Origin of the sequence: Gilliamella sp. CG16, from assembly GCF_046635785.1 — a bacterium.
Lineage (GTDB): Bacteria > Pseudomonadota > Gammaproteobacteria > Enterobacterales > Orbaceae > Gilliamella > Gilliamella apicola_I.
Window position 1 is genome coordinate 70,298 of record NZ_JBIDFL010000002.1, and the last position, 13,502, is coordinate 83,799.

A 13,502-nucleotide genomic window follows, 5' to 3' on the forward strand; every position below is an offset into this window, starting at 1 on the left:
CATTCACATAGGTTACTAGCAAATTGCAACTATTAACATAGCAAATATTCAAACTTTTCAGCACAGTAACGGATACAACAATCAGCAATCATTATTACCTTTAAAATATTTGTTATAATAGGTGATAAATAAATAATTAAAATAGATCTAATGAAACAATTAATTAAAATATCACTCGCACCACTGATTATATTAACCTTCATCCCTTTCGACTTGTATGCTGATGATTTTAGTGGTCAACATCTATCACTCTGTTGGGGTACCCCATTTGTTGGTATTTTGTTGTCGATAGCATTGTTACCATTATTGATCCCCCGAATTTGGCATCATCATTATGGCAAGATCACCATTTTTTGGACGTTGCTCTTTATGGGATCAGCATGTTATTTTTTTGGGTGGCAATCAACTCTTGAGCTAACTACTCATGCAATATTCGCTGAATATCTCCCTTTTATTCTGTTATTGCTGGCGCTGTTTACCGTATCAGGTGGTATTTTAATTAAAAATGAAATAGTCAGTACCCCAAAATTAAATGTATGCTTATTAGCAGTGGGAACTTTATTAGCTTCAATCATGGGAACAACTGGAGCTGCCATGCTAATGATACGCCCCCTTATCAGAGCCAATCGCAATCGAAAACAAGCCGTTCATATCATTATTTTTTTCATTTTTTTAGTGGCCAATATAGGAGGGGGATTAACTCCACTTGGTGATCCGCCACTATTTATCGGTTTTTTAAAAGGTGTCGATTTTTTCTGGACAATGAGCCATATGCTATTACCAGTATTGTTAACCTCGACACTATTACTCACGATTTTTTATTTCATTGATCGCCACTATTTCCAATTACAATACGGAAAGCAACATTTAGCCACAATGCCCAAAAATAACAGTTCCATAAAGTTTTATGGATTAAATAATGTGTTGCTGTTAATCCTGATTATTGCAATGGTTCTATTATCTGGAATATGGCATTCTTCTATAGAGATAACGCTATTCGGGACGCATCTAAGTTTACCTAACCTTGTCCGAGATGGCGTTTTTATCATTATCACCCTAATTTCTATTTGCATAACTCCGAAAAACATTCGCACAGCTAATGAGTTTAATTGGGAACCTATTATTGAAGTAGCTAAACTATTCATTGGTATATTTATTACAATTGTACCTGTTCTGGCCATTTTAAAAGCAGGCAGTGACGGAGCGTTATCGCCACTAGTTTCGTTAGTCAATAATCAACAAGCGCACCCCATTAATAGTATGTATTTTTGGCTTTCCGGGCTCCTATCAGGCTTTTTAGACAATGCACCAACTTACCTTGTCTTTTTTAATTTAGCATCGGGTGATGCAACAATATTAATGACTTCGCTTGAAAAGACCTTGTTAGCCGTATCTATGGGGTCTGTTTTTATGGGGGCTTTAAGCTATATTGGTAATGCACCTAACTTTATGGTTAAAAGTATTGCGACCCAAAATCAAATCGAGATGCCTAGTTTTTTTGGGTATATGAAATGGTCAATTGGCATATTAATCCCTGTTTTTATTGTTAATAATTTATTATTTTTTATTTGACAACGTAAAAATAGAATGGGGTCAGTCAGTGACATGAGATGAATATTGCCTGTTAATAAATCCTAAAAGAACTTTAAATATTTCTTTTTTACTAGTTGAAGACACTTCACTTAATTTTATTTCATCGGGATTAGCATTATTTTTTAATGTTAACCCGATGCCTATCGAAATAATATTAATCCCTAATCACGGGTCGAAATGAACACTTACACATTTTAACAAAAATTTAATTTTTGATTTTAACCACTAATTTCACTGATCAAATTATGATCATAAAAAGATGATTTTTATATATACTTATTAATCGAATAAGAATAGAATTAATGGCCTTTAACGAGTTCCTGACAATAAAATCAATTTAGATACATAATTCACATCAAATTATTATTTAAATGTAAATATTGTTAGGATAATTTTTACGCAACCCGTTAAAGACAAGTAATAAGATCTAATTATAAAAAAAACTTTGTTGGCTTGATTTCTAACAAAGTTGACTAAGAAATACCTTAAAAGGATGAAAATATGAATAAAGTTTACAAAATAGTCTGGCACACCTCTAAACGACAATGGGTTGTTGTTTCAGAGCTGGCAAAAAAAGGGAAAACGAAAAGTTCAAAATTGTTAGCAGTAACAGCATTGGCTTCGCTTTCCGCTAATGCATTAGCTGGTCCTTGCTCAATCAATGTTCAAAACCAAATAAATGTCAATGGTAGTAACTGTGAACTTACTGATGACAGCTATACGGGCATTGAAACTAAAGGGCAAGATAATAAAGTCATTACTGTTGATAACGGCGGTAAACTGACTTTTAATCCAACTAACGGTAAAGTGACCATTACCAGCAAAAACCAAAATCATGCTTTGGTCGTTGGGACGACAGAACCTTATCCTAAGCAAGACCCAGTAAATAATCGTCCAAATTTAGGCGGAACGGTGACCGTTGACGGCGATTTAACGATTAATCTTAACGCTCAAACTTTACCACCAGATGCTACAAAAAAACAATACCGACCAAGTAGTATTTTATTAGGGGACAATAGTGAATTAGTGGTTAATGGTAATTTAAACATCAATCACACCGATTTCTGGCCCGATAAAAATGATCAGTCACAAACCGAATTTGAAACGGGTGCCCCGATCGATGTGTCTTTGACGAAGGCAAACTCAGCACGCATCACGGTAAAAGGAGAAACCAATATAAAATCGAATGGTGACGGTATTCGTAATGGTTCGGAATTAAATGATACCCAATTAGGGGGAATCTTAAATTTTGAGAAAAACGTCAATATTGAAGCAAATTATGTTGGTTTAAAAAACAGCGCAGGTGACACTACATTTCATAATGATCTAAATATTAATATGAAAGAAGGAAAAGGAATTGTTCAAACTTCTGGTTCGATTCATGTGAAAGGTAATCTGGGTGTAGAATCAAATAAATTAAGCGGTGCTAGCCATAACGCCATCGATATTTATGGTGGTGAAATGAATATTGATGGTATAACCACAATTGAATCATATGGTGCAGGGAATCAACATTATGCATCAGGCACTTCATTATATGTCTCAGGACAAGGGAAAGCGTCTTTTGGTTCCGAACTTAACGCAACCACCAATAGCGTCAATTCCAATAATACGGATACCGGTAACGGTGATGTCATAAAACTGCAAGATCTGGGAGAAATTAATTTAGCGAGCAAAACATCCCTTACTGCAAAAGGCGCCGGTAATGGTATAACTATGGGTGGTAATAGTAAATTAAACCTTAACCGACAAACGACTATTTTTACCGAAATGGGTGATGGTCTCAATATTAATGGTGGCACAATCAATAGTGATAAAGCCGATCAATTAAATATCAGTTCAAATGCGAATAATGGTAATTTAATTAAAGTTACAAACGGTACTGTCAACTTAGCCAAAAGTACCACGCTTAATGCTAAACATGCTACTCACGGTATTCATGTTGAAAATGGTACAGTTAATTTGAATCAACAAACCACTATCAATACCCAATTGGGCAACGGTATTCATCTTAGCGGAGGAAACATCATTGCCGCAGATGATTCACAGTTAGACATAACCACGACAGAATCAAGCGCTATTTATCAAACAGGTGGAAATTTAATATTAAAAAATACAAATATTAAATCTCCGCAAGGTTATAAAGCCATTATTCTCGATGGTGGTTCACTATCTAATTTAGGTAAATTGACTATTGAATCCGTGACGGATACGGCAGCGATACATAGTACTGTCGAATCTGGCAAAAAAGCGGTATTTAATAATGCTGGAACATTAGATACCAGTAAAATTGATAATATTCAATCTATTGTTAGTCATGATAAAACAGGTACGTTAGAAATTAACAATGCGAAAACGGGTGTATTGAATGCTAACAATGGTAATCTTTTTACCAACACATCTACAGGAACTATCGTCGTTAATAATGCTGGTAATTTGTATGGCAAGATAGAAACCGGAAATGGTAGCATTAATTTAAATAACTCTGGTCTTTGGGAAATCACTGAACATTCTACTCTCACCAATGTCAAAAATGCCGGAACCATTCACTTTAAACACCCAACATCGCTTAACCGCAGCGCAAGCGAATTCTATTCAATTGATATTGCCGGTGATTATGTTGGTGATCAAGGTACAGTGAAAATGCATACTATATGGAATGCTTCAGACGACCCAAATAATAGTAGCATCAAGTCAGATGTTTTAAATATAAGTGGAACAGCTAAAGGCACAACGACCATCGTTCCATTATCTGCTGATGGTACAGAACGCATTATTGATGGTAATATAAAGCAAATTGAAAAAAGTTTGAATAGTGTTTTAGTTGTCAATGTTGCTAATAGCGGATCAGAAGTTGCCTTTACGGGTAAAGCTCAAACGACCGGATTGACAGAAGTTCAGTTAGCTAAACGTACCGTCGATAATCGAGATGAATACTATTGGACAATGAAAGCAAGAACCAAATCACTTGTCGAAACCAATAAAACTATTTATGCCGATCCAATTGCGGCTTATGCACTTATGCCGAGTGTCAACTTTGAACAAGGATACACAACGTTAGCTAATTTAAGGGAACGTCGTGGAGATATCTATTGCTTGGACTGTGCTACTGACGATAGTCAAAATACTTGGGCTCGAATTTTTGGTAAACATCAAAAACAAGATGGTGAACATCGCCTCAATTTTGAGACCAATATCTATGGTTTCCAAATTGGGCACGACTTCGCCATCACATCGTTGGAAAATAATGGTCTGAATTTATTTGGTGGTTATCTGTCTTACAACAGAGCTAAAACTGATTTTTCTGATAAATATCGTACTAAAGACGGTATCCTTATCAGTAACAAAAAAACAGGGAAAGGCGAATCAGATAACTTCAGCTTGGGTATCACTAATACCTACTATACCGGTACTGGCACTTATGTTGACTTAGTGGGTCAATTATCTTATCTACGCAACAAATATAATGCTCGCACAGGTAAAAATCCATCCACTCAAGATGGTTGGGGTGTAGCGCTATCGGCTGAAGCAGGTCATTCAATTCCATTAAGTGGAACGAATTGGTCTATTGAACCTCAAGCACAACTGACATATCAGTATTTGAAACTTGACAGTTTTAATGATCATATTCGCCATGTCGATCAGAATAATCCTGATACATTACGTGGTCGTGTTGGTGTCATGTTTGCGTATAATGCAACAGATACAGAAGACCAAAAAACGTCAGTATATGGTATTGTAAATATCTTGCATGATTTCTTTAGCCCTGATGATGTAAAAATTGGACGTGATAAACTTAGCGAGAAGTTCAATAAAACTTGGGGAGAAATTGGTTTAGGTTTAAATATTCCAATTACTACCCAAAGTGAACTATATGGTGATGTCCGCTACGAACACAATTTTGGTGGCAGTAAACATCAAAGTTTTCGTGGTAACATCGGTTTAAAAATAAACTGGTAATTATCATCAATCTATTCTGCCACATGAAAGTAATGTTGAATTTATGTGGCAGAATATTCAACGCTTAATTTTCTATAATTAATTGAACTAAGATTAGCCTTAAAAAATGGCTTATTGACGTCATCAAAATTGGTTAACAATGACCAATAATGACAGACAAAACGATGTAATATTAAAAATTGTCAATTTAACCTAAGTTATAGGCTATGCAATCGGTAAGAGTAATCTATTTATACTGTTGTTTAGGATATGAAGGATAGAAGACAAATTTAGCGGTGTTAAATCGTTTTAAATTTTACTTTACTGGATCGTACAACATTATAAAACCAATGATGTACGATCCTTTTTATTATTAATTATTAATCGTTAATATTCCATACTACCAACGGATCATCATTCCAACATTCCCTGATAGACCTTGACGATGAGTACTACCAAAGTTATGTTCATATCGAACATCACTATACAGATTCATGTTGGTCACTATAGGTAACTGCATACCGATACCCATTTCTCCCCAAGTTCGTGCAAACTTTTCGTTGATATGATTACGACCGATATTGGTTTTTTCTGGATTCACGAAATCATGCCATAAATTTCCAATAACATAAAAAGATTTGCGTTGACTAAATTGGTTATCATCATGATAGGATAACTTTAAGCCTAAACGACTACGTAAACCGTCTTGTCCATTTTGATCAACATGACGAATACCATCTTTAAAGTGACTTAAATTGATATGTTGGTAAATCAATTGTGCTTGTGGTTCTATTGACCAATTTTTATCAAACACTGAAATAGCGTGCCCAACTTCAGCAGAAACAGCAGCAGCCCAACCATGTTGACTATCTGGATTATGGCTATTTTTAGCATGATATTTGTTAGTTAAATAAGATAATTGACCTACTAAATCTAAGTAACTCCCACCTTGGGTATAGTAAGTGTTCGTTAAGCCAAAACTAAAGCTTTCTGATTTACCATTACCTGTTTTTTTATCATGTGTGATAACGCCATCTTTTGCATGATATTTATCTGAAAAATCAGTATTGGCATTACTATAGGCAAAATAAGCACCTAACATCATGACATCTTGACTATCTGTCTGTTTAACAAAAAAATCATGACCAATTTGTAAACCATAAATATTTGTATCAAGATTTAAACGTTGTTTACCATCTTGTTTATGATGTTTCCCAAAAAAACGTCCCCAAGAATGATTTCCATTAATTTCACTACAATCATAACAAGTTATGTCACCTCGACGTTCTCTGAAGCTGGCTATACTAGAATACCCTTGTTCTAAATTGACACGAGGCATCAATGTATAACCTGACACTGGATTTGCGTAAATTAACTTATCAAATTTAGCATTTTGAGCATCTTTGCCTGATTTCGAATTAGCTGCCATAGTCCAAAAGTATTCATCGCCACTCTCTGTTGTGCGTTTGGCTAACTGAAACTCAACAACGCCATTCGTTTTTGCTGTGCCACTAAAGGCTTTTTCGTTATTACTTTCGGCAACATAAATGACAGGCGTTGTATTTATCGCTTTAGTGATTGATTTTATATCACCATCAATAATATTCTCTTTACCATCATTAGAAACAGGAACAACAACGGTATGCCCTTTAGCTGAACCGGCAATTTTTATTGTATCAGATTGAATATTTTTATCGCTTTCATTATCAGCAGCTCCCCATACAGTACGCATTTTCACGATACCTTTTTTTCCAACATAATCACCCTTCACATCCATAATATGAAATTCAGTTGGTGATTTATGAGCAAATGAAATGAGACCTGAATTTATGACATTATTTAAATTTGAGTCGCCATTAATATACCATTGACCACTATTATCAAGATTTATAATACCTACATTAGCATCCATTGTTCCGCTAAGTTTACCTGCATTATTAATATTAATTGTACCTGGTGTGATATTTTTAAATAATGAACCTTTATCAAAAGAAAGATCCCCATTATTGCTATTATTCACAATAAACGTTCCTGTTCCTTCATGAATAAACATATGTTCAATTGATGTCGAAGCGGGATCAGCTCTAAGTGTTCCATTATTGTTAAATGTTGTCGTATCATCACCCATGACAGCTGCATGGACTATTGACACATCATTATTTGAATTTAAGGTGATAATTCCATTATTCGTTAAGGTTCCGTACCATAAATGGATACCCTTTCCTGCAGTAGTAATTGTCGTATTTTTATTTAATGTTAGATTACCAGAATATTTTTCATTTCCATCCTTGTTGCCTAGACTGATTCCAATACCACTGACTTGACTGTTATTAATGATTAAATCATTATTAAAGGTAATGTTTCCACCATTACGTATCGCATCTGCTCCATCAGTGTTAAACGTTGCAACACCATTGACCGTTACCACATTGTTATCTTTTACAACTTCCAGTGGTGCACCAGTAGGGGTTTTTTTAGTTATCGTTAAATCACCTTTAATTAAAAGGGTACCCTTATTGTACATATAAATACCACGAGAAACTTTATTACCGGTAATAATTTCCAAATCACCATTAAATATTGTTGTCCCGCCTTCTACTTGAGGTCCGCCATTACCGCCACCTATCGCTAGCGTGTGATTACTTGAATAAGAAGGGCTTATCATTTTTACCTTATCAGCGGTAAATATTGCTGTTGTATTTTCACCTTCAATGCGTGATAAATTAGTTCCGTAGTAATCACCGTTTGAAAATTCACATGTTGAACCTTGGTTAGCATACGCTTTGTTACCGGCATAACAATCAGCATAAGAAATATAGGGAGCGCCCATTAATGCTGTTAATACTAATATTTTTTTAAATTTTGATTTTCCATGTCGTAATACTTCCGAAGTCATAATCCAACGTTGTAGTGCAACATTCCACTTTAATCTATATTTTTGATCCATATTTAAAACAACTCTCATTTAATCCCATCAATTAATTTTGTGTAAAACACAAAATTTCCATCTTGCCTTAAGCTTATTTATATATCGGTCATAACACTTAAATTCTTTATGTTTTTTTTCAACTTACCCCTTAAAACTATAACAAACTGATTAATATTTATTTTTTACTTTGCACTGAATACTACATTACCTATTTTTATTTACATGATATTTTTAACTCAAATAAAAAAATTTTATTGATATTGAGAAAAATGAATCAGTAATGACAACTTAATATCCAAATTTTATATGCTATAAAAAAATATTTACTTTTTTTATAAATAGAATTTAATATCAAACCCTAATGATTGTAAATAATTATTTATTTATGTATAGATTATGTTAATTCATTAACAATTATTTAATTTAGATAATCACAATAATTCCCAAAAATCATTTTAGAAAAGATAAGTTGTTTATATTGACGCATGTCAAAATGAGGTTGCAATTGAGTTTATAATAAAAATTACAGTCATTTTTTTAACTAAATGATGAACGCAAAAAAAGGCATTTTTTAAAAGCATCAACTAAATTAACATGAATATTTTAACCTTTTAACTTTTAACTATTTCATCAATAACTGTTTTAAATTGATAGCGAATTTACCCCAGCATCCATCAATATTCATTAGCAAATTTTTATTTAAATGCGTAATAGCTCATCCTGCTTGAGGCTTTAAATAAAACGTCTGGTTAAGTTCAAATATGTTTTCTTAATCCATGCAAAAACGATCATTTTATTACTCATAATAAAGCGAATAAACAATAAGGCTTCAGTTTTGGTTTTAGTTCGTTTTATACTTTCATAATAATTATTGTTATAATGACCTATTTTTACAATAATTTGAGAGTGACTTATGTTAAATCAGCTTAAAGCAATTATTCAGTATCTTCTTCCAAAACAGTTTTTAACAATTATCTTTGGATGGTTAGCCAAAAAACAGTTGGGAAAAGTCACAACATGGATGATTAAAGGCTTTTGTAAGTTATATCGAGTCGACTTAAGTGAAGCAAAGTTCACTAATGCCGCAGACTATAAAACATTTAATGACTTTTTTGCGCGGGAATTAAAAGAAGATGCTCGCGAAATTGATACGGCTGAAAATTCAATTATCATGCCCGCCGACGGCGTGTTAAGCCAATTTGGTACAATTCAAGATAGCCAATTATTACAAGCAAAAGGACATTTTTATTCACTCGAATCTTTGGTTGCTTGTCATCCAGATATGATTAAGTACTTCCAAAATGGATCTTATGCCACCACCTATCTATCGCCCAAAAATTACCACCGTTTCCATATGCCATGTGACGGTACATTACGCGAGATGATCTATGTGCCTGGTTCACTTTTTTCAGTCAGTAAAGCCACAACAGAAAGCATTCCGAATATTTTTGCGCGTAATGAACGTGTTATATGCCTTTTTGAAACAGAATTGGGGCCAATGGCACAAATATTAGTCGGGGCTACGATCGTCGGAAGTATTGAAGTAGATTGGGCTGGAATAATCACACCACCACGTGAAGGAATCATGAAACGTTGGACATATTCTGATGAAATTAAACTCAGCAAAGGTCAAGACATGGGATGTTTCAAATTAGGTTCAACCGTTATTACATTATTTGCTTCAAATGCGATTGAATTTTCAAACAATCTTAAAGTTGGGGATGTAACACGTGTGGGTCAAAAATTAGCTGAAAGGATTTAACAATATGTGGATGCGTGGATTGTTATGTTTTTTATTAATGGTTTTTTCTTCAACCCTATTCGCTGAAGAAAAAATAACGACTATTGATGATGTTCAACAACTTACTGAAATCGTTGATAAACTCAACGAGACTAATGAAGATCTTCGCCAAAATATGGAAAGCCAAAAGATTCATTTAACCAGTATAATTAACGAACAAACAAATATATCAACGCAAATCTCTCATGTTCAAAATACCCTAGCTACTCTCGATGAACAAGGAGAGTGGCTAAGCTTTTCAACGGCATTAGGTGAAACATTACGTCAACAATTATTACGTTTACCTGAAAAACCAAAATCTTTAGCGCTCGACGCAGAGATAGCCAAAGCCAAAGTTCAACAACTTAATTACAGTAATGTTCTTAAAAATTTGGATAATTATCCAAATTTATCTAATCAAATTAACGCTGGAAAACAAGGCTCGCAATATCGCCGTCTATTACGTGAACAAAGCGAGTTACTTAAGACGTTAATCGCAGGTACAGATACCACGATTTTAGAATTAACCAAATTAAAAATTGCCAATAAGCAATTAATTAATGCTATTGACGAAGTGAATGATGCTGCTCATCGATATTTCTTTTGGGTTGCTGATGTAAATCCCGTATCATTGAGTTTTCCGTTACAATTAGCTAAAGACGTCAATTATGTCATTTTTTCGATCGACTCGCTTTCACAATTATATAAAGCGGGAATCCAAATACTGACGACCCCGAAAACGCTTTTTTTACTGATTTTATCGATATTATTTGTCGTTGTGCATTTTAAAATGCGTAAAAAATATTACGCATTTTTGAATAAATCTGCCTCCCGTGTGGGTAAAGTAACGCAAGATAACTTTTCATTAACTTTAGAAGTCGTCATATATTCTTTAATAATGGCTTTACCGATTCCTATTTTATGGGCAGTCTTTGGCTATGCATTACAACTCAACTGGGATTATCCTGTTGCCGTTGCGTTAGGATACGGTGTTAATGCTGCTGCTCCAATTTTATGGGTATTTATCATCACGGCACATCTGGCATCACAAAACGGCTTGTTTATTAGTCATTTTGGTTGGTCATCTAAAAAAGTCCGTGCAGCCATGAAATATTATCAATTATCGGTATGGCTTGTCATACCATTGGTTATGGTTGTCATGAGCTTTGATCAGTTCAGTAATCGTCAATTTGCCGCAACTATTGGGCGTATTGCGTTTATCATTCTTTGCTTTGCGTTAGTGTTTATGACTAACTCTATCCACCGAGCAGGCGTTCCACTTTATATTGATAAAAAAGGATCGGGCGAAAATTTATTAAGCCGTATCGTTTGGCTAATACTTCTTAGTGCGCCATGGCTTGCCATTATTGCTGCTTGTTTGGGTTATCTATCAACGGCACAAGTTTTATTAGGTCGTCTTGAAGCATCGGTCGTGATTTGGTGTGGACTTCTCGTTATCTATTTTATGATTCGTCGCTGGATGTGGATACAAAAACGGCGTATCGAATTTGAACGAACTAAACAACGCCGTCTTGAACGTCTGCAACGCGCTAAAACACCCGAAGAAGATCTGGCTGACAACGTCGATGAGCCTGTTATCGATTTAGATGTGATTAGTGCACAATCTTTACAACTTGTACGTTCTATCATCATGTTAATTGCTTTAATTAGTATGATTTTACTTTGGTCTGAATTACATTCAGCATTCGCATTTATGAATAATATCAAACTTTGGGGAACTACCACGATCATCAATGGTACCGAAGTTGAACAATATATTACTTTAGGCGCGGTATGTATTGCTATTTTGGTGATGACAATTACCGTCCAATTAGTTAAAAATCTACCTGCATTACTGGAATTGGGAATATTGCAACACTTAGATTTAGCACCGGGCACCAGTTATGCAATATCAACCTTATCAAAATATATCATTTTAATGATTGGCTCCATGATGGCCTTTTCATTTATTGGGATAGATTGGTCTAAAATACAATGGCTTATAGCGGCACTTGGTGTTGGTTTAGGTTTTGGTTTACAAGAAATATTTGCAAATTTCATTTCGGGATTAATCATTCTTTTCGAAAAACCAGTCCGAATAGGCGATACCGTAACAATCAGGGATCTGACTGGTAATATCACCAAAATTAACACTCGAGCCATCACTATTGTTGATTGGGATCGAAAAGAGATTGTGATGCCGAATAAAGCATTTATCACCGAACAACTCGTTAACTGGTCATTGTCAGATTCTATTACACGAATTGTACTCACTATCCCGGCTACAATTGATGCCAATAGTGATCTGGTTATTGAATTACTTCAAAAAGCCTCGGATAAATGTGAATATGTGCTTAAAGACCCTGAACCGCAAGTTTTTTTAGTGGATATTCAAGAAGGTATTCAATTATTTGAACTGCGTGTTTTTGCTGCTGAAATGGGACATCGCATGGTGTTACGAAGTGCAATCCATAAATTAATCCTAGAAGCCTACCGTGAAAACGGTCTGACACTCCCTTTTCCACCATTACAAACCAATTTAGAGGCACTGGGTCGCAAAAGTGGGCGTCGTAGTTATACTGTAGGAACCATTTAACCAAAAAGTGTCTCTAACCAAGGCACGCCGAAGGCGCCTGGCGCTAACAGAACAAATGCCCATATCGGTGCTGAGGTGATGTTAGCTAAATTAAACTTAGTTGTTGGCATATGCATTGCGCCAGCAACTAACGGCACTACGGCTCTTAACGGACCAAAAAAACGCCCGATAAAAACCCCTAATGCGCCATAACGTTGAAAAAATTGTTCTGCTCGAAAAACCAATTTAGGATACTTTTTAAGTGGCCAAGAATGGATAACTTGATGATGATAATGTTTACCTAACCAATATGAAATTAAATCACCCAAAATGGCTCCTAGCGAAGCAGCAATCAATACCGGTACGAAAGAGAGTGTACCTGTTCCAATTAATGCACCTACACCTAATAATATAGCCGTTGCTGGAACCACTAAAGAAATAATGGCAAGCGATTCACCAAATGCTAATAAAAATATAATGGGCAAAGCCCAGATTTGATGATTTTCAATAAATTGCATTATGGTGTGTGTAATTTCATTTAATGACATAATTGCATCACAAATTTTCAATTGATTATGGTGACCTATTTTATCATAATAAGTAAGTATTAGCGTTAAGTTATCAGTGCATTATGAATTATCTTACAACTATTTTTAAGTATGCTAATACCCTATTTTCAACAAATC

6 protein-coding genes are annotated in these 13,502 nt (G+C 34.7%); 4 read left to right on the forward strand and 2 right to left on the reverse strand.

The annotated features are described in order from the left end of the window. Nucleotides 1-150: 150 nt before the first annotated feature. Both ACGH47_RS02805 and ACGH47_RS02810 read left to right on the forward strand, forming a co-directional pair. Nucleotides 151-1,572: a sodium:proton antiporter gene (locus tag ACGH47_RS02805; protein WP_411622663.1), complete on the forward strand. Its 1,422-nt coding sequence runs from the start codon at nt 151-153 to the stop codon at nt 1,570-1,572. A 522-nt stretch (nt 1,573-2,094) separates the two neighbouring features. Then, complete coding sequence (locus ACGH47_RS02810) at nt 2,095-5,553, forward strand: autotransporter outer membrane beta-barrel domain-containing protein (protein WP_411622664.1); 3,459 nt, start codon at nt 2,095-2,097, stop codon at nt 5,551-5,553. Nucleotides 5,554-5,932: 379 nt separating this feature from the next. Here ACGH47_RS02810 and ACGH47_RS02815 read toward each other — a convergent pair whose 3' ends face one another. Next, entirely contained in the window at nt 5,933-8,479 is a 2,547-nt protein-coding gene (locus tag ACGH47_RS02815) for an autotransporter outer membrane beta-barrel domain-containing protein (protein WP_411622666.1), read from the reverse strand. Nucleotides 8,480-9,374: 895 nt separating this feature from the next. On the opposite strand from ACGH47_RS02815, the gene asd reads away from it, so the two are divergent. Both asd and mscM read left to right on the forward strand, forming a co-directional pair. After that, nucleotides 9,375-10,223, forward strand: a complete 849-nt coding sequence (asd, locus tag ACGH47_RS02820) for an archaetidylserine decarboxylase (protein WP_411604076.1) — start codon at nt 9,375-9,377, stop codon at nt 10,221-10,223. 4 nt (nt 10,224-10,227) lie between these two features. Next, the gene (mscM, locus tag ACGH47_RS02825; protein WP_411598852.1) at nt 10,228-12,837 is read left to right on the forward strand and encodes a miniconductance mechanosensitive channel MscM; all 2,610 of its coding nucleotides are present in this window, start codon (nt 10,228-10,230) and stop codon (nt 12,835-12,837) included. On the opposite strand, the gene ACGH47_RS02830 is transcribed toward mscM, so the two are convergent. Then, nucleotides 12,834-13,364 carry a DedA family protein gene (locus tag ACGH47_RS02830; RefSeq protein ID WP_411598853.1) on the reverse strand — a complete coding sequence of 177 codons (531 nt, stop codon included), beginning with the start codon at nt 13,362-13,364 and terminating at the stop codon, nt 12,834-12,836. The two genes, mscM and ACGH47_RS02830, sit on opposite strands and share 4 nt — an antisense overlap. Between the last annotated feature and the right edge of the window lie 138 nt (nt 13,365-13,502).

What these genes read in the sequence shown, in the direction of transcription:
- ACGH47_RS02805 (WP_411622663.1), top strand. Translation starts at nt 151, where the DNA reads ATGAAACAATTAATTAAAATATCACTCGCACCACTGATTATATTAACC.
- ACGH47_RS02810 (WP_411622664.1), top strand. Translation starts at nt 2,095, where the DNA reads ATGAATAAAGTTTACAAAATAGTCTGGCACACCTCTAAACGACAATGG.
- ACGH47_RS02815 (WP_411622666.1), bottom strand. Translation starts at nt 8,479, where the DNA reads ATGGATCAAAAATATAGATTAAAGTGGAATGTTGCACTACAACGTTGG.
- asd (WP_411604076.1), top strand. Translation starts at nt 9,375, where the DNA reads ATGTTAAATCAGCTTAAAGCAATTATTCAGTATCTTCTTCCAAAACAG.
- mscM (WP_411598852.1), top strand. Translation starts at nt 10,228, where the DNA reads ATGTGGATGCGTGGATTGTTATGTTTTTTATTAATGGTTTTTTCTTCA.
- ACGH47_RS02830 (WP_411598853.1), bottom strand. Translation starts at nt 13,364, where the DNA reads ATGTCATTAAATGAAATTACACACACCATAATGCAATTTATTGAAAAT.